The sequence below is a fragment of the Pseudomonas sp. TZ252 genome (genome assembly GCF_056110345.1).
In genome coordinates this window covers 1,393,545-1,409,836 of record NZ_CM148566.1, presented here as the reverse complement: position 1 = coordinate 1,409,836, position 16,292 = coordinate 1,393,545, and the positions used below count along the sequence as shown (strand labels likewise).

Genomic DNA, 16,292 nt, shown 5'->3' with positions numbered 1-16,292 from the left:
GACGGATCTTCCATCCACAGGATAACGCTGGAATGGGGGGAGGATGCACGGTCATCGGGCAGATCGATGTCCAGGGTCCAGACTGAAAGGGCACGCAGGCAAAACGAGGAGACAGCCATGCACATTCTCTTGACCGGCGGTACCGGCCTGATGGGGCGCCGCCTGTGCGCCCGCTGGCGACAGGCCGGGCACCGGCTGACCGTGTTCAGCCGGCGGCCGCAGTAGGTGGAATCGCTGTGCGGCGTCGGCGTGCGCGGCATCGATCGTTTCGACGAGTACGGCGACCAGCCGCTCGACGCGGTGGTCAACCTGGCCGGCGAGCCGATCGCGGACAAACCCTGGAGTCACAAGCGCAAGGCGCTGCTGTGGGAAAGCCGGGTACGCCTTACCGAGCGCCTGGTGGAATGGCTGGACGCTCGCGAGCAGCGCCCGGACCTTCTGTTATCGGGTTCTGCGGTGGGTTGGTATGGCGACAGCGGCGAGCGCCCGGTGACCGAGGAGGGGGCGGCGGCCGGCGAGGATTTCGCCAGCGAGCTATGCCTCGCCTGGGAGCAGATCGCCCGCGAGGCGGAGAAGCTCGGCACCCGTGTCGTGCTGTTGCGCACCGGCCTGGTGCTGGCCCCCGAGGGCGGCTTCCTCGGGCGCCTGTTGCCGCTCTACCGGCTCGGCCTGGGCGGACCGCTGGGTGACGGCCGGCAATGGATGCCGTGGATTCATATCGAGGATCAAATCGAGCTGATCGATTTTCTTTTGCGGCGGCCCGATGCCAGCGGTCCCTATAATGCGTGCGCTCCCAACCCGGTGCGCAACCGCGATTTCGCCAAGGCCCTGGGCCGGGCGCTGCACAAGCCGGCGCGGATACCGACCCCCGGGTTCGTCCTGCGCCTCGGGCTGGGAGAAATGTCCGGATTGCTGCTCGGCGGCCAGCGAGCCTTGCCGCAACGCTTGCAGGACGCCGGCTACCGTTTTCAATTCACCGACCTGGACGTGGCGCTGGCCGATGTCCTGGACGCCCGACGAAAGGATCAGGCATGACCGAGAATGCCCTGCTGTTGCTCAACCTGGGCTCCCCGGATTCGACCCGGGTGGAGGATGTCCGCCGCTATCTCGACCAGTTCCTCATGGATCCCTACGTGGTCGACCTGCCCTGGCCGCTGCGGCGCCTGCTGGTGTCGCTGATCCTGATCAAGCGTCCGGCCGAATCGGCGCACGCCTACAGCTCGATCTGGTGGGACGAAGGGTCGCCACTGATCGTCCTCAGTCGTCGCCTGCAGGAGGCGATGAAGCCGCACTGGCCGCATGGGCCGGTGGAACTGGCGATGCGCTACGGCCAGCCGGCCATCGAGAAGGTCCTGCTCGACCTGGCGCGCCGTGGTATCCGGCGGGTGACCCTGGCGCCGCTGTATCCGCAGTTCGCCGACAGCACCACGACCACCGCCGAACAGGAGGTGCGCCGGGTGATCGCCGCCCATCGCCTGGGCCTGGAGGTCAGCACGCTGCCGCCGTTCTACGACCAGCCGGTCTACCTCGATGCCCTGGTGGAAAGCGTGCGTCCGTACCTGCAGCAGCCCCACGACCATCTGTTGCTGAGCTTCCATGGCTTGCCCGAGCGGCACATCCGCAAGCTGGTGAAGGATCCTGCCCACGACCTGCTGGCCGAGAACAGCCGCAACGTCAGCCCCGAAGCCCTCGCCCTCTGCTACCGCAGCCAGTGCCTGCGCACCGCCGAGGCCTTCGCCGAGCGCGCCGGCCTGGAGCAGGGGCGCTGGTCGGTGTCGTTCCAGTCGCGCCTGGGGCGCGCCAAGTGGATCGAGCCCTATACCGACGCCAAGCTCGACGAACTGGTGCAGCGCGGGGTGAAGCGCCTGCTGGTGATGTGTCCGGCGTTCGTTGCCGACTGCATCGAGACCCTGGAGGAAATCGGCATGCGCGGCCGCGAGCAGTTCATCAGTGCCGGCGGCGAGGACCTGGTGCTGATTCCCTGCCTCAACGACCACCCCGCCTGGGTCGGCGCCCTGGCCGAGATGAGCGGGCGCTTGGCCAGGCCGCTCTGAGAGCCTGTTCATGATCCGCTGCGCGGCGCGGTATGACGGCTTTGAAGTGCTCATTTGCCGCTCGTCAGCTCCGCTTCCCCGCCCAGCTCGCGAGATGCTGGACAGGCTCTGAGCGCATGCGGCGGCGAATGACCTGGCGGTCATTCGCCGGAACCCGCTTCCCGCATTCAGCAGTTCTATAGTCCCTTGCCCTGGGTATAAGCCCGGATGTTGCCGGCTTATCCTGCCTGTCGACCCTCCCTTCGCATCCGCCGCTTCGGCGGCGTCCAGGAGTTCGGCATGCATAACAACAATAACGGCTATCCCTCCAACCTTGCGGCCTGGACCACGGTGGCGATCCTCATGGTCGCCTATGTGCTGTCCTTCATCGACCGGCAGATCCTCAACCTGCTGGTCGGCCCGATCCGCCGCGACCTGGCCATCAGCGATACGGAAATGAGCCTGCTGATGGGCTTGTCCTTCGCCCTGTTCTACACCCTTTGCGGTATCCCGCTCGGACGCATGGCCGACAACCGCAGCCGGCGCGGCCTGATCCTGTTCGGCGTGCTGGTGTGGAGCGCGATGACCGCGGCCTGCGGTCTGGCGCGCAGCTATTGGCAATTCCTCACCTTCCGGGTCGGCGTCGGGGTCGGCGAGGCGGCGCTGTCGCCAGCGGCCTATTCGCTGATCGCCGACAGCTTCCCGCGCGAGCGTCGGGCGACGGCGATCAGCGTCTACTCGATGGGCATCTACCTGGGCTCGGGGCTGGCCTTCCTGCTCGGCGGGCTGGTGATCAAGTTTGCCTCGGCCCAGGGCGACGTGCATCTGCCGCTGTTCGGCGAGGTGCGCCCGTGGCAACTGATCTTCCTCATCCTCGGCGCCGCCGGCGTGCTCTTCTGCCTGTTGCTGCTGGCGATCCGCGAGCCGGCCCGGCGCGGAGTCGGCGCAGGCGTGGCGGTGCCGCTGGGCGAGGTCGGCGCCTACCTGCGGGCCAACCGCAAGACCGTGCTCTGCCACAACTTCGGTTTCGCCTGCCTGTCCTTCGCCGGCTACGGCAGCGGCGCCTGGGTGCCGACCTTCTTCGTCCGCACCCACGGCTGGGACGCCGGTCATGTCGGGGTGGTCTACGGCAGCATCGTCGCGGTGTTCGGCTGTCTCGGCATCGTCTTCGGCGGGCGCCTGGCCGACTACTGGGCGAAGCGCGGGCGTAGCGACGCGAACATGCGCGTCGGGCTGCTCGCCGCCTGGGCGGTGATTCCCTTCACCCTGGTCTATCCGCTGCTGGACAACGCCAATTGGGCGGCGGCGCTGATGGCGCCGACGGTGTTCTTCCTGAGCATGCCGTTCGGCGTGGCCCCGGCGGCGATCCAGGAGATCATGCCCAACTCGATGCGCGGCCAGGCCTCGGCGATCTACCTGTTCGTGGTCACCCTGTTCGGTCTCGGCGTGGGCCCGACGGCGGTGGCGCTGGTCACCGATTTCGTCTTCGCCGACGACATGGCGCTGCGCTACTCGCTGCTGCTGGTGACCCTGGCCGCGGTGCTCGGTGCGGTGGTCCTGCTGGGGATCGGCCTCAAGCCCTATCGCGCCAGCCTGGAGCACCTGAAGGACTGGAGCCTGCGACGGGAAGGCGAGGGCGGCGAGGATTGGAAGGCGTCCCGGCAGCCGGCCTGACTCAGTAGGTGAGGATCACCCGCACGGTATCGCTGTAGGTACCGGCGGGGACGTTGCCCTGGGCCGGGTTGACGATGGCCCGGTACGGCACGTTCTGCGCGGCGCCGCTACCGGTGCCTGCCTGGGTGTTGCTGGTGGTCCAGACCGTCGAGTCTCCCGGTTTGTAGAGGTTGTACTGGATCGCGTTGGCGCCGCTGAGCATTCGCCGCCAGCCGCCGCTGAAGTTGTTGCCGTTGTCGAAGCCGATGGTATAGGTGGCGTTCAGGGTGCAGCGCACGCCAATGTTCTGGTTCACCGCGGTGAAGGCCGAGACCAGCGCGGCGCTGCCGAAGCTGAGGTCCGGAGCGCTGTCGATGAAGCAGTCCTTGAGCACCGTCAGGGTAACGTTGACGCTGCTGCTGGCGGTGCCGTCGTCGTATACGCAGACTGGGCCGATGCCCGCCGCGCACAGGTGCCAGGCCCAGTTCAGGCCGATGGTATCGGTATAGGTGCCGGCCGGCAGGGTCACCCCGGTGGCGGTGCGCAGGTACAGCGGCAGGCTGCCGTCGGTGGCGTTGAACAGGCCGAGGATGCCGAGGAAGGTGGTGCTGCTCCAGCGTACCGTCGAGCCGACGTTGTAGACGGTGCCGCAGCCGTTGTCCTTGCAGATACTGTAGGGCAGGTAGGTGCCGCTGGCGGCGTTGTACAGCCGCGGCGTGGTGCCCAGCGGATTGGCGGTGCTGGCGATGGTCGCGTCGATGGTGTTGGTGCTGAGGATCGACAACAGGCTGCCGGTGCACTTGAAGCCGGTGGTGCCGGTGATGGTCTGGGCGGTGCTGGCCACGGTGAACGAGCTCAGGCTGCCGAAATTGCCGGTGCCGGAGCTGGTGGTGCAGGCGGCGAGCAGCAACGGGCTGGCGCAGAGCGTAGCGAAGCCGAGCAGGCAGGCGGACGTGGAGTGGCGGCTCATGGCGTATCTCCGATCGGGGCCGAGCAGGTCAGCGGGCCGACCTGGCTGACGGTGGGTTTGCGCGTGTCCAGGCGGAAGCGTGCCTGGCAGGCCCGGCCGTCGGGGCGGACCACGCGTAGCTGGTTGTCGCTTTGCAATCCTTCGAAATAGACCTGGCCGTCCCAGCCGACGCTGGCGCGCTGGCCGCTGCCGGTTTCTTCGGCCTGGCTGCCCAGCGGCAGCGGTTCGCCGCGCTCGTCCACCAGGTTGATGCTGGCGGCGACTACGGCACGGATCGGGAAATCCAGCAGCAGGCCGCTGCCCTGGCGTACCGCCACGCGCTGCTCGACTTCGGGCGCGCTGACGTTGGCCGGAAGGTCCAGCGGCTCGATCTGGAACTTCGCCGGGTAGTAGGCCGCGACCCAGGGCACCAGCAGGTGGCCGTTGTCGTCGGTGCTGCCCATCAGTTGGTTCTCGTAGCGGATCGGCACCTGTGGATAACCCTTGGTGCTGACCAGGACGAAGGCGTCGTTGATCCGGTTGCTAGCGAACACGGCGTTGTCCATCCATACCAGCGAGCCGCTGAGATCGGCCCAGCGCGTGTAGTTGCCGGTCTCGCCATAGAGGCCGCCCTGCAGTTGCACGTTCTGCATGCGCCAGGTCAGGTCGGCCTGCTGGTAGCGGCTGGCGCCGCCGCCATAGCCGAGGTTCCAGCCGAGGCCGCCCTGGCTCGGTGTGGAGCGGCTCCAGATCACCCGCTCGCTGTAGCGCCGGTCGCTGTCGCGGGTGACGCCGATGTTCAGCAGGCCGTTGATGTCGAAGGGAATCACCAGTTGCATCAGCGCGCTGTAGCCGTCGCCGTCGAGATCCTTGTTCAGCGCCAGGTAGAAGCTGCTGCGGCTGCCGATCGGGCGGCTATAGGAGAGGTTGGCCAGGCGCGTGCGGCTGCCGTCGCGGGCGCGGATGTCGAAGTAGCCGGTACCGATGGTGCCCTGCTCGTCGAAGGTCAGGCTGGCGGTAGCCTGGTCGGTGCGCCGGCTCAACTGGTACTCGCCGTCCAGGGTGCCGAGGTCGCCATAGCCGGCGCTGCGCTCGATGTGTTGCAGGCTGAGGCCGAGCCGTCGCGAATAGTAGGAGTAGCCGAGCAGGTATTGCTGGCCGCTGTCGCCCTGGCCGTCGCTGCCGCTGGCCGCCAGGCTGAGGGTGCCGAAGGTGGCCACGGCGATGTCGCCGCCGATGCCGAGCAGGCGCAGGTCGCTGGCGGCCTCGGCGTGGGTGGAGAGGGTCAGGCGGTCGCTGACGCCGTAGCGGTAGATGCCGCTGGCGGCGTTGTCGGCATAGGAGAAGTTGCGCAGGCCGTAGTCGTCGCGCAGGCGCCCGACGGACAGGTCGAAATCGCTCAGGCCGCGCGCCAGCAGGGTGTTGGATACGTAGAACGGCAGACTGGTCACCACTTGTCGGCCCTGGGCGTCGGTGGTCACCACCGTGGCTTCGCCGGCTCCGTTGATGTACGGCACGTTGCTGATGGCGAAGGGACCGGGTTGCAGGTCGGCGCTGCTGGCCTTGTAGCCGTTGATGAACAGGTCGACGGTGCTGGGTACGGCGGCCTGGCCGTCGAAGCGCAGCAGCGGATAGGTGACCAGGTCCGGACGTACGCCGAAGTTGCGGGCGAAGCGAAAGCCGCCCATGCGTACCGGGGTGGTCCAGTTCAGCGCGCCGTTGACGTAGTCGCCCAGTTGGTAGCTGTGCATGTTGCGTTCGTCGTTGTACAGCCAGTAGGTGTCGTAGCGCAGGTAGCGGCTGTCGAGGTTGTCGGCGTCGCCGAAATAGCGGGTGTAGACGCCGGTGTTGGAGATCACCCCGAAGCCGTCGAACAGGCGTTGCTCGAGCAGCGCGGAAAGCCAGGGCGTGGCGCCGTCGGCGGGGTCCGAGTAGTACAGGTCGTAGTTGAACAGCGCGCCGAGGCTGCTGCGCGCCGGGGCGCGGGCGACCAGTCCGGGATCGTCGAAGCGCTGCTCCGGCAGCCAGTCCGGCGGCACTTGCAGGTGCAGTTGCTGGCTGGCGCTGTCATAGTCCGCCCGGACCTCGGGCAGGGCGTCCACCGCGACCTGTCCGGCGGGGTTGTCAGGCAGGCGCACGCCGGCTTCGCGCAGGGCCGCGGCGTCGAGCAGATAATGGCCATCGGCGGCGTTGACCGGCACCACCTGGCCGCTGTCGCGGCCGTTGATCACCAGTTCCAGGTAGTAGAGGGCGTTGCCGCCGCCGGACGGAGCGGGTTGCGGCGGCGGCAGTCCGGCCAGGTAGTCCGCCGCATGGACAGGGGAGAGCAGCGCCAGGCCGATCAGTAGCGAGCGGTGGCGGCGAGAGCGCCGCTGACACGGGCGAGGCACGGGACCGACGTCCGCCTCAGTACCCGGGAACGCTGATCGGCGCGTCGTTGTCCGCCAGTTGCAGTTTCAGGGTCATGCCGGAGTCCGGCAGCAGCCCCGGCGGCAGCGGCCAGCGCATCTGCCGGCCGGGCAGCACGTAGCCGAGAAGGCCGTCCAGCAGCGCCAGGCTGCGGCCGTTGCCCTCCCAGCGGACATGGCTGAGGCGGGCGTGCACGCTACCCTCGTTGCGCACCTGCAGGTAACGCTTGCCCTGTTCCTCGACCAGCCGCCAGGCCAGCTTCGGCCGGGTCGCGTCGGCCGGGTCGCGCTCGACATCGCTACGCGGCTGGGTCCAGACGCCGTCGGCGCTGACGAACAGCGGTACCGAATAGCGCATCTGGAACTGCAGGGCGAGACCGGGGCTTCGTTGCGTCTGCCCCGCGTCGCCGTCGGGCACTTCGTCGATCAGCACCCGGTAGGCGTCCTCCGGCGTGCTGGGCTGGCCGCCCTGGCGGATCAGCCGGACCAGTTGCCGGCGGCCCGGCTCGACCTTGACGAAGGGCGGGCTGGGAATCACTGCCTGCTGGTTGCGATAGACGTCCTGGAAATCCGCCTGGGACCAGCCGAGCACGCGCACCTGCAGGGTCACCGGTTGCTTGCCGCGATTCTCCAGCCACAGCGCGGTGGCCGGTTGGTCGGCTTCGATGGCCGGGTTGATCGGCCAGATCAGCACCGCACTGGCGGCTTGTGCCGGGCCGCCCAGGAACAGCGCCAGCAGCGCCGCAAGCCAGCGGCCGGGGCGGAGAGGTAGGTGTGGACTGGGCATGTGATCCTCCATGACGGCTCAGAACGAAAGGGTGACGGTGACGGTATCGCGGTAGTTGCCGGCGGACGGCAGGCTGCCGACCGCGAACAGGCGCGCGTATACCGTGTAGGTCTGGGTGCTGGCGGGAAAGTTGGCGATGGTCCGCGCGAGTGCCCCGTTGCCCCAGACCTGGGAGTAGGCGGCATCCTGGTAGAGCTGGTAGGCGAGGGTCTCGTTACCGCTCACCCGCTTCAGGTAGCGCTGGCTGCTGCTGCCGCCATTGACCCCGTAGTCGAGGGCGACGGAGACGGTCATTCCCGGAGTGCAGGTCAGGACGATGGAGCCGGCCCCGGAGCTGCTGGCGACGTTAACCGGACTGGCCAGGTTGCCGAGGGTGCCGAAGCTCAGGGTGCCGAGGTCATAGGCGTTGTTGCTGATGGCGGTGCCGAAGGCGCAGCCGTTGGCGACCACCGCCTGGACCTGGAAGGCGCGGCTGATCGGCGATGGATCGGCATGCGCGACCAGGTTCGGCAGCGGGAGCAGGAGAAGCGACAGGAATAGACGCCGGCTGGACATCGGCATCACCAACTGATGGTCACGTTGACGGTGTCGCGGTAGGTCCCGGCGACCGGCGTGGTCTGTGCCGGCACCAGGCCGTAGATGGGGTACCACTGGTCGTTGCCGTTGCCGGTGGCGGCAACGCCGGTGGTGTTGTCCCAGACGATGCCGCCGGGGCGGTCGCTGTACAGGTTGTAGGTCAGGGTGAGGGCGGTGTTGGCGATGTTCGCCATGCGCCGCGTGGCGACGCTGCCGTAGAGCCCGCCGTCGAGCGTGATCGCATAGGTCTGGCCGCTGACGCACCTGACCCGGATGGAGCCTGCGCCTTGCTGGCTGGTGGCGCTGATGGCGTTGTTCAGGGAGGCGTACTGGCCGAAGTCGAGGGTGCCGAAGGTGATCGCGCCGCCGCTGCCGACGCTACCTGCCTCGCAGGCCGGGAGCAGCGTGGCGCTCAGGACGATGGTGGCGGTCTGCGCGTTTGCCGGGTTGCAGCCGAGCAGGCAGAGCAGTCCTCCGGTGAAGTAGCGGTTCAGGCTCATCGGTCCCCCCAGGACCATGCTGCCCGGCGCCGCGCCTGGCGGCGCGTCTTACCAGGCGATGGTGACCAGCAGGGTGTCGGTGTAGGTCCCCGCCGTCGGCGTGGGTGTGCTTTGTCCGGTGGGCACCACGCGGCCATAGAGGGGGATGTTGACCGCGGTGCCGGTGGAGACCGAGGAGATGTCCACCGGTGTGTTGGCCTGGATCAGCGCGCTGCGCGCGGCGTCCGAATAGATGTTGTAGGCGATGGTGCTGCTGGTGGTGGTGGTGTTCTGCATGTAGCGCTGGCCGCCGCTGGCGTGCAGGCCTGCGTTCACCGTCAGGCTCGGGGTCAGGCCGGTGCTGCACTGGATCTGGATATTGCCGCTGGTGCCGACGGTCTGCGCGTCGACCACGTTGGTGAGGTCGGAATGGCTGCCGAAGTCCAGGGTTCCCCACTGGTTGATACCGCCGCTGACGCTGCCGTTGATGATGGTGCAGCCGGCACCGATGACCATCTGCACGCCGACCTGGCCGATCAGCGTACCGGCGGCCTGGGCGGTGCCCAGCAGGCTGGCGCAGGCACAGAACAACAAGACTGCCGGAATGCGTTTATTCATCTCTAACTTCCTGTCGATAACGAATGTCGGTGGCGCAGGACGATGTTGGCGGATAAATAAAGTTCCCACGACTTTAAATGATCGGCCTTATATATCCGCCAAACTCGAAGTTCATGGCTGGCGACGCGCCGGGTGCGGCGCAGAGCGGCTCGCCAGTCATGCTTGACTGGCTATATAGCAGCGCGAATAAGCCTCTGCCAGTTAGATGACGTGATTATTTGGAAAATACAGGGAAGTTTAATTACAAAGTAGTAAGCGATTGGCTACATGCTTTTGAAAATAACGTGGCGGGTGGAAAATGGACGGAACAGCGAAGTGTTCCGTCCGTTGTTTTCAGTGTGAATCCTTGTGTTGTTCGTCGAGCGCCTTGTTCTGCCAGCCGTCGTTGCCCGGCAGCAACAGGTTGAGGACGATGGCGACGATGGCGCACAGGGCGATGCCCTTCAGGCCGATGTCGTCGGGGCCGGTACCGCTGCCGATCAGCACGCCGCCGATGCCGAACACCAGGGTCACCGAGACGATCACCAGGTTGCGCGCTTCCGAGAGATCGACCTTGTGCCGGATCAGGGTGTTCATGCCGACCGAGGCGATGGTGCCGAACAGCAGGCAGAGGATGCCGCCCATCACCGGTACCGGGATGCTTTGCAGGATCGCGCCGAACTTGCCGACGAAGGCCAGGGTGATGGCGATCACCGCCGCCCAGGTCATGATCTTCGGGTTGTAGTTTTTGGTCAGCATCACTGCGCCGGTGACTTCCGCGTAGGTGGTGTTGGGCGGTCCGCCGAACAGGCCGGCAGCCGAGGTGGCCAGGCCGTCGCCGAGGAGAGTGCGGTGCAGGCCGGGCTTCTTCAGGTAGTCCTGGCCGGTGACGCCGCCCACCGCGATGACCCCGCCGATATGCTCGATGGCCGGGGCCAGGGCCACCGGGACGATGAACAGGATCGCCTGCCAGTTGAATTCCGGCGCGGTGAATTTCGGCAGTTCCAGCCAGGGTGCGGCGACGATCGCGGCGGTGTCGACCACGCCGAAGACGAACGACAGGGCGAAGCCGACCAGCACGCCGGCGATGATCGGCACCAGGCGGAATATACCCTTGCCGAATACCGCCACCACCAGGGTGGTGAGCAGCGCCGGCATCGAGATCATCATCGCGGTGCGGTACGGCAGCAACTCGCTGCCGTCGCCGGCCTTGCCCATCGCCATGTTCGCCGCGATCGGCGCCATCGCCAGGCCGATCGAGATGATCACCGGGCCGATCACCACCGGCGGCAGCAGTTTATCGATGAAGCCGGTGCCCTTGATCTTCACCGCCAGGCCCATGAAGGTGTAGACGAAGCCGGCGGCGACTACCCCGCCCATGGTCGCGGCCAGGCCGAACTGGCCCTTGGCGAGGATGATCGGGGTGATGAAGGCGAAGCTGGAGGCGAGGAACACCGGTACCTGGCGCCCGGTCACCAATTGGAACAGCAGGGTCCCGAGGCCGGCGGTGAACAGCGCGACGTTGGGATCCAGACCGGTGATCAGCGGCATCAGCACCAGCGCGCCGAAGGCGACGAACAGCATCTGTGCGCCTGACAGCACCTGGCGCCAGAGCGGCTCCTGGAAGGCATCGCCCATGTTCAGGCTTCCTTCTGCTTGGTACCGAAGATCTTGTCGCCGGCGTCGCCCAGGCCCGGAATGATGTAGCCGTTCTCGTCGAGCTTCTCGTCGATCGAGGCGGTATAGATGATCACGTCCGGGTGGGCCTTGCGTACCGCCTCGATGCCCTCGGGGGCGGCGACCAGCACCATGGCGCGGATTTCCTTGCTGCCGGCCTTCTTCAGCAGGTCGATGGTGGCGACCATCGAGCCACCGGTGGCGAGCATCGGGTCGATGATCAGCGAGCGTCGCTCGGCGATGTCCGGCGCCAGTTTTTCCAGGTAGGTGCGTGCTTCCAGGGTCTCTTCGTTGCGGGCGACGCCGACCGCGCTGACCTTGGCGCCGGGAATCAGGCTGAGCACGCCGTCGAGCATGCCGATGCCGGCGCGCAGGATCGGCACCACGGTGATCTTCTTCCCGGAGATCTTCTCCACCGTCACCGGGCCGGCCCATCCGGGGATTTCGTACTGTTCCAGGGGCAGGTCCTTGGTCGCCTCGTAGGTCAGCAGGGCGCCGACTTCCTGGGCCAGTTCGCGGAAGTTCTTGGTGCTGATATCGGCACGGCGCATCAGGCCCAGTTTGTGGCGGATGAGGGGGTGGCGGATCTCATGTACGGGCATGGGCGACTGTCTCCAACGGGGGCGGGCAAAAAAATTGCGCTAGCGTAATGCATTCCGCACAGTCTGGACCATTATTCTGATTCGCACTCGACCGCCGGGGGTTGCCCGATGGCGACCGGATGAGTACCTTTGCCGACTTTTTCTCAGCCCAGCCAGGGAGAAGCACCATGTCCGTCGATCTCGCGCACATCCGCCAAGTCAGGGCGGAAGCCGACTGCCTGTTCAACAACGACGAGGTCGAGGCAGCCATCGGTCGCGTCGCCGAGGCGATCAACCGCGATCTCGGCGAGACCAACCCGGTGGTCTTCTGCGTGATGAACGGCGGCCTGATCTTCTCCGGCAAGCTGCTCCCGCTGCTCGACTTCCCCCTCGAACTGTCCTACCTGCATGCGACCCGTTACCGCAACGAGACCTCCGGCGGCGAACTGTTCTGGAAGGCCAAGCCGGAAATCTCCTTCATCGACCGTGACGTGCTGATCATCGACGACATCCTCGACGAAGGGCACACCCTCTCGGCGATCATCGACTTCTGCAAGCATGCCGGCGCACGCGCGGTGCACACCGCCGTACTGGTGGACAAGGAACACGAGCGCAAGGCCCGGCCCGACCTCAAGGCCAGCTTCACCGGCCTCTACTGCGCCGACCGCTACGTGTTCGGCTACGGCATGGACTACAAGGGCTACTGGCGCAACGCCGCGGGCATCTTCGCGGTCAAGGGGCTCTGAGATGGCCGGACCGCGCTACCTCGACCAGCAATTGTTCGCCGAACTGGCGAGCGGGGCGGGTAACGCGCCGCGTGGTCGCCAGCATCACAACTTCCACCGCATGGAGGAGCCCTGCCACCGCATGGCGGTGGGCCTCCAGCCGAATACCTACATCCCGCCGCACCGGCACCTGGATGCGGGCAAGGCCGAGGCGCTGATCGTGCTCAAGGGCCGTCTCGGCCTGCTGGTCTTCGCCGAGGACGGGGAACTCCTCGACAAGCGCGAGTTGAGCGCCGCTGGGGACTGCCCCGGTGTCGACCTGCCGCCCGGGGTGTTCCATGCCCTGGTGGTGCTGGAGCCGGACAGCATCCTGTTCGAATGCAAGGCCGGGCCTTACCGCCCGCTCGGCGAAGGCGAGTTCGCCAGTTGGGCGCCTGCCGAAGGCAGCGCCGATGCGCCGGCCTACCGGGACTGGATGCGCGCCCAGTTCGCCTGAGCGCTTCGGCGGCGGGTCGGCAGCCATGCTAGAGTGCCGGCTCGCCCTGTCCGGAGGTCCCGATGTTCGCCCGTAGCCTGTGCGGCTCCCTGCTCCTGTTCGTCAGTCTGGCCGGCCTGGCCGCCGAGAATCCCCCGATGCACGCGCGCTTCCTGCCGCCCGACGACGGCCAGTTGCGCCAGGAGGCGCCGGAGCAGCAGCAACTGATCCAGATCACCGAGTACAGCGTGGTGCTGGGCAACCAGCGGCAGTCCAACCAGCAGCCGATCCCGATCACCACGCCGACCCTGCTGCGCCTGAAGGGCAAGCCGCTGAGCAAGGGCGCGACCCTGGCCCAGGTGCTGATCCAGTTCGACAGCGAAGGCAAGAGCCTGAAGAAGCCGGTCTACGATGCCGGGACCCGCACCCTCACGCTCAACTACCCGCTGGCGCAGTACCCGGCGTTGCTCGACCTGCTGCGCAACCAGACGGTCTATTGCCAGTTCCTCGCCTATCCCAACGGCCATGTCTGGGCCGACCTGCACACCGGCGCGGTACGCGCGCGTTGAGCCTCGCCGCGCGCCGGGAGTAAACTGCCTGGCCTTATCCCGCGCCGGGCGAGCCCGGCCCCAGAGCCGTTGAGAGAAAGCGATGCGCAAAGACAAGAAACAGATCATTGGCGAAGAGATCAGTGACGAGTCGATCAAGCTGTTCCTCGGCGTCGAGCCGGCCGACGACACGCCCCCCTCGCTGCACAAGCTGATCAAGGCCTATCGCGGCCTGCGCATCGACGACTTCGAGCGCTTCCTCACCTTCTTCCGCGAAGCCGGCTACGATCTCGATGCGCGCGACACCAAGGGCAACGACTTCGTCGCCCTGGTCGCCGACCAGCGCCAGGCCGTGCCCTACATCGAAGCGCTGCAGGCGGCCAAGGGCGCCTGAGCCGGCCATGCAGCGAAAAGCCCGCCCTTCGGCGGGTTTTTTCGTTGCGCGGTCCGCCGAGTCACGCCCGTCGGAGAACGCCAGCATCCGAATGGCGGCTGGCGGTGGCAAGGGACGATAGGCATACGGGCCTTCTCGCATTGCGGAGCGCCAGGGAGACAGGGGGGGGCGAATGGCCAGGACTGCTTTATTCGCTCTGCGAGAGGCTGCTGCTTTTCTACACTCACAGGAAAAACAGCCTGCCGAGGTTCCCATGTACGTCCAGCCCTACGTCTGCTTCAACGGCCGTTGCGAAGAGGCCCTGCGTTTCTATGAACACGCCATCGGTGCCAGGGTGAGTTTCCTGTTCCGTTTCGACGAGGCGCCCGGTCCGGTGGTGGTGCCCGAAGGCTGGTGCGACAAGGTGATGCACGCCAACCTGCAGATCGGCGACAGCCAGATCATGGCCTCGGACGGGCACGGGCCGGCGTTGCAGCCGATCTCCGGGATTTCCCTTTCACTGAATACCCGCGACCCGCAGCAGGCGCGGCGCTGCTATGACGCCTTGCTGGAGGACGGCGGGCGGGTCGAGCTGGAGTTGGGCAAGACCTTCTGGTCGCCCTGTTTCGGTACCCTGGTGGACCGTTTCGGGGTGTCCTGGATGATCAATTGCGAGGCCGGCGCCTGACTCCACAAATGAAAAAGCCGCCCGAAGGCGGCTTGTTCCATAGCGCGCGGCTCACTCGGCGTTGACCGGGGCCTGCACGTCGTTCTTCGCGGTCAGTTCCAGCACCTCGCTGCAACGGCTGCTGACGCTGCGGTACAGCTCGGCGTCGCTTTCCAGCTCTTTCTCGCGAGCCGGGAAGATTTCCTTCAGCTTGGCGCTCCACTCCGGCGAGCGGGCCTGCTCCGGGAAGCAGCGCTCGATCAGGCCGAGCATGATCGAGACGGTCACCGAGGCGCCCGGCGAGGCGCCCAGCAGGGCGGCGATGGAGCCGTCGTGGGCGGCCACCAGCTCGGTGCCGAACTGCAGGATGCCGCCTTTCTTCGGATCCTTCTTGATGATCTGCACGCGCTGGCCGGCGACTTCCAGGCGCCAGTCCTCGGCCCTGGCTTCGGGGTAGAACTTGCGCAGGGCTTCCAGGCGCTGTTCCGGCGATTGCATGACCTGGCCGATCAGGTAGCGGGTCAGGTCCATGTTGTCGCGGGCCACCGAGAGCATCGGCAGGATGTTGCCCGGGCGTACCGACAGCGGCAGGTCGAGGAACGAGCCATGGCGCAGGAACTTGGTGGAGAAACCGGCATAGGGGCCGAACAGCAGGGATTTCTTGCCGTCCACCACACGGGTGTCCAGGTGCGGCACGGACATCGGCGGCGAGCCGACCTCGGCCTGGCTGTAGACCTTGGCCTGGTGCTGCTTGACGATTTCCGGGTTGTCGCAGCGCAGCCACTGGCCGCTCACCGGGAAACCACCGAAGCCCTTGCCTTCCGGGATGCCGGAAAGTTGCAGGAGCGGCAGGGCGCCGCCGCCGGCGCCGAGGAAGACGAAGCGTGCCTGGATCTCGCGGTCGCCGCCGTTGCGGGTGTCCTTGACGGTGACCCGCCAGCCGTTATCGGCGCGGCGCAGGTGGGTGACCTTCTGGTTGTAGCGGATCTGCGCGCCCGGCTGTTGCGCCAGGTGTTGCAGGAGCTGGTTGGTCAGGGCGCCGAAGTTGACGTCGGTACCGCCCTCGACGCGGGTCGCGGCGATCGCTTCGTCGGCCGGACGACCCGGCATCATCAGCGGCATCCACTCGGCGAGGGTGGCCTTGTCCTCGGAGTAGACCATGGTCTCGAAAGCGTGGTGCTTCGTCAGCGATTCGAAGCGCTTCTTCAGGTAGGCGATGCCTTCGCTGCCGCGCACGAAGCTCAGATGCGGTACCGGGTTGATGAAGGTCTTCGGCGAGCCGAAGGTGCCCTTGGCGACCAGGTGCGACCAGAACTGCTTCGACACCTCGAACATGGTGTTGATGCCCACGGCTTTCTTGATGTCGATGCTGCCGTCGGCCGACTGCGGGGTGTAGTTCAGCTCGCACAGGCCGGCGTGGCCGGTGCCCGCGTTGTTCCACGGGTTGGAGCTTTCGATCGCGCCGGACTCCTGGAGTTCGACGACTTCCATCTTCAGGTTGGGGTCGAGTTCCTTGAGCAGGACCGCCAGGGTCGCGCTCATGATGCCGGCGCCTACCAGCAGCATGTCGACTGTTTCGTGATCGTTTTGCGCCATTAACGCTTCTCCAAAATCTTCAGCACCAAATTGACGACAGACGGGGCGGGGCCGAGGCCGGTACGGGCCGGCAGGCAGCGGCGGAGGGAGCCGTCATGTCCGATTCTTCGCAACAACGGCGGGACGCCGGGCGTCATCGCCTATGGATGCCGGGCGCGGGGCTGGCGA

General features: G+C 66.7%; 16 protein-coding genes and 1 pseudogene. 8 read left to right on the top strand and 9 right to left on the bottom strand.

What is annotated here, in order from left to right; genetic code table 11:
* Positions 1 to 117 precede the first annotated feature (117 nt).
* The 3 genes and pseudogenes from ACYAF3_RS06510 (at position 118) to ACYAF3_RS06500 (ending at position 3,707) form a co-directional block, all read left to right on the top strand.
* Positions 118 to 1,035, top strand: a pseudogene (locus ACYAF3_RS06510) (TIGR01777 family oxidoreductase).
* A complete protein-coding gene (gene hemH / locus ACYAF3_RS06505) occupies positions 1,032 to 2,054 on the top strand; it encodes a ferrochelatase (protein WP_003099324.1) in 1,023 nt (340 codons plus the stop codon). The pseudogene ACYAF3_RS06510 and the gene hemH overlap by 4 nt, the downstream one beginning before the upstream one ends.
* A gap of 279 nt (positions 2,055 to 2,333) precedes the next feature.
* A complete protein-coding gene (locus ACYAF3_RS06500; protein WP_003099328.1) occupies positions 2,334 to 3,707 on the top strand; it encodes a spinster family MFS transporter in 1,374 nt (457 codons plus the stop codon).
* A 1-nt stretch (position 3,708) separates the two neighbouring features.
* Here the strand turns inward: ACYAF3_RS06500 and ACYAF3_RS06495 are convergent, their stop codons facing one another.
* The 8 genes from ACYAF3_RS06495 to upp form a co-directional block, all read right to left on the bottom strand.
* Positions 3,709 to 4,656 carry a Csu type fimbrial protein gene (locus ACYAF3_RS06495; protein ID WP_003099330.1) on the bottom strand — a complete coding sequence of 316 codons (948 nt, stop codon included), beginning with the start codon at positions 4,654 to 4,656 and terminating at the stop codon, positions 3,709 to 3,711.
* Entirely contained in the window at positions 4,653 to 7,025 is a 2,373-nt protein-coding gene (locus ACYAF3_RS06490) for a fimbria/pilus outer membrane usher protein (protein WP_031756240.1), read from the bottom strand. Before ACYAF3_RS06490 ends, ACYAF3_RS06495 begins: the two co-directional genes overlap by 4 nt.
* 16 nt (positions 7,026 to 7,041) lie before the next feature.
* Positions 7,042 to 7,830, bottom strand: a complete 789-nt coding sequence (locus tag ACYAF3_RS06485; protein ID WP_023097003.1) for a fimbrial biogenesis chaperone — start codon at positions 7,828 to 7,830, stop codon at positions 7,042 to 7,044.
* Between the two features lie 18 nt (positions 7,831 to 7,848).
* On the bottom strand, positions 7,849 to 8,391 hold the full coding sequence (locus ACYAF3_RS06480) for a Csu type fimbrial protein (RefSeq protein WP_003099337.1): 543 nt from the start codon (positions 8,389 to 8,391) through the stop codon (positions 7,849 to 7,851).
* Positions 8,391 to 8,924: a Csu type fimbrial protein gene (locus tag ACYAF3_RS06475; RefSeq protein ID WP_003146046.1), complete on the bottom strand. Its 534-nt coding sequence runs from the start codon at positions 8,922 to 8,924 to the stop codon at positions 8,391 to 8,393. The genes ACYAF3_RS06480 and ACYAF3_RS06475 overlap by 1 nt, the downstream gene beginning before the upstream one ends.
* Before the next feature lie 30 nt (positions 8,925 to 8,954).
* Entirely contained in the window at positions 8,955 to 9,503 is a 549-nt protein-coding gene (locus tag ACYAF3_RS06470) for a Csu type fimbrial protein (RefSeq protein WP_003099340.1), read from the bottom strand.
* 333 nt (positions 9,504 to 9,836) lie between these two features.
* The gene (locus tag ACYAF3_RS06465; protein ID WP_003094970.1) at positions 9,837 to 11,120 is read right to left on the bottom strand and encodes a uracil-xanthine permease family protein; all 1,284 of its coding nucleotides are present in this window, start codon (positions 11,118 to 11,120) and stop codon (positions 9,837 to 9,839) included.
* A 2-nt stretch (positions 11,121 to 11,122) separates the two neighbouring features.
* Positions 11,123 to 11,761 (bottom strand): uracil phosphoribosyltransferase, encoded by a 639-nt coding sequence (gene upp / locus ACYAF3_RS06460; protein ID WP_003094968.1) that lies wholly within the window; start codon positions 11,759 to 11,761, stop codon positions 11,123 to 11,125.
* 167 nt (positions 11,762 to 11,928) lie between these two features.
* Here upp and ACYAF3_RS06455 point away from each other — a divergent pair, with 167 nt between their 5' ends.
* The 5 genes from ACYAF3_RS06455 (at position 11,929) to ACYAF3_RS06435 (ending at position 14,549) form a co-directional block, all read left to right on the top strand.
* Positions 11,929 to 12,486 (top strand): hypoxanthine-guanine phosphoribosyltransferase, encoded by a 558-nt coding sequence (locus tag ACYAF3_RS06455; RefSeq protein ID WP_003099341.1) that lies wholly within the window; start codon positions 11,929 to 11,931, stop codon positions 12,484 to 12,486.
* A gap of 1 nt (position 12,487) precedes the next feature.
* Complete coding sequence (locus ACYAF3_RS06450; protein WP_003094965.1) at positions 12,488 to 12,961, top strand: WbuC family cupin fold metalloprotein; 474 nt, start codon at positions 12,488 to 12,490, stop codon at positions 12,959 to 12,961.
* Positions 12,962 to 13,023: 62 nt separating this feature from the next.
* Positions 13,024 to 13,509 (top strand): hypothetical protein, encoded by a 486-nt coding sequence (locus ACYAF3_RS06445; RefSeq protein ID WP_003094962.1) that lies wholly within the window; start codon positions 13,024 to 13,026, stop codon positions 13,507 to 13,509.
* An 82-nt stretch (positions 13,510 to 13,591) separates the two neighbouring features.
* The gene (locus tag ACYAF3_RS06440; RefSeq protein WP_017001468.1) at positions 13,592 to 13,882 is read left to right on the top strand and encodes a PA4642 family protein; all 291 of its coding nucleotides are present in this window, start codon (positions 13,592 to 13,594) and stop codon (positions 13,880 to 13,882) included.
* Between the two features lie 253 nt (positions 13,883 to 14,135).
* Positions 14,136 to 14,549 carry a VOC family protein gene (locus tag ACYAF3_RS06435; protein WP_003094957.1) on the top strand — a complete coding sequence of 138 codons (414 nt, stop codon included), beginning with the start codon at positions 14,136 to 14,138 and terminating at the stop codon, positions 14,547 to 14,549.
* A gap of 51 nt (positions 14,550 to 14,600) precedes the next feature.
* Here the strand turns inward: ACYAF3_RS06435 and mqo are convergent, their stop codons facing one another.
* Positions 14,601 to 16,124: a malate dehydrogenase (quinone) gene (gene mqo, locus ACYAF3_RS06430; RefSeq protein WP_003099345.1), complete on the bottom strand. Its 1,524-nt coding sequence runs from the start codon at positions 16,122 to 16,124 to the stop codon at positions 14,601 to 14,603.
* Positions 16,125 to 16,292: the final 168 nt, after the last annotated feature.

Coding starts and splice junctions, on each gene's coding strand:
- hemH (WP_003099324.1), top strand. CDS start 1,032: ATGACCGAGAATGCCCTGCTGTTGCTCAACCTGGGCTCCCCGGATTCG.
- ACYAF3_RS06500 (WP_003099328.1), top strand. CDS start 2,334: ATGCATAACAACAATAACGGCTATCCCTCCAACCTTGCGGCCTGGACC.
- ACYAF3_RS06495 (WP_003099330.1), bottom strand. CDS start 4,656: ATGAGCCGCCACTCCACGTCCGCCTGCCTGCTCGGCTTCGCTACGCTC.
- ACYAF3_RS06485 (WP_023097003.1), bottom strand. CDS start 7,830: ATGCCCAGTCCACACCTACCTCTCCGCCCCGGCCGCTGGCTTGCGGCG.
- ACYAF3_RS06480 (WP_003099337.1), bottom strand. CDS start 8,391: ATGCCGATGTCCAGCCGGCGTCTATTCCTGTCGCTTCTCCTGCTCCCG.
- ACYAF3_RS06475 (WP_003146046.1), bottom strand. CDS start 8,924: ATGGTCCTGGGGGGACCGATGAGCCTGAACCGCTACTTCACCGGAGGA.
- ACYAF3_RS06470 (WP_003099340.1), bottom strand. CDS start 9,503: ATGAATAAACGCATTCCGGCAGTCTTGTTGTTCTGTGCCTGCGCCAGC.
- ACYAF3_RS06465 (WP_003094970.1), bottom strand. CDS start 11,120: ATGGGCGATGCCTTCCAGGAGCCGCTCTGGCGCCAGGTGCTGTCAGGC.
- upp (WP_003094968.1), bottom strand. CDS start 11,761: ATGCCCGTACATGAGATCCGCCACCCCCTCATCCGCCACAAACTGGGC.
- ACYAF3_RS06455 (WP_003099341.1), top strand. CDS start 11,929: ATGTCCGTCGATCTCGCGCACATCCGCCAAGTCAGGGCGGAAGCCGAC.
- ACYAF3_RS06450 (WP_003094965.1), top strand. CDS start 12,488: ATGGCCGGACCGCGCTACCTCGACCAGCAATTGTTCGCCGAACTGGCG.
- ACYAF3_RS06445 (WP_003094962.1), top strand. CDS start 13,024: ATGTTCGCCCGTAGCCTGTGCGGCTCCCTGCTCCTGTTCGTCAGTCTG.
- ACYAF3_RS06440 (WP_017001468.1), top strand. CDS start 13,592: ATGCGCAAAGACAAGAAACAGATCATTGGCGAAGAGATCAGTGACGAG.
- ACYAF3_RS06435 (WP_003094957.1), top strand. CDS start 14,136: ATGTACGTCCAGCCCTACGTCTGCTTCAACGGCCGTTGCGAAGAGGCC.
- mqo (WP_003099345.1), bottom strand. CDS start 16,124: ATGGCGCAAAACGATCACGAAACAGTCGACATGCTGCTGGTAGGCGCC.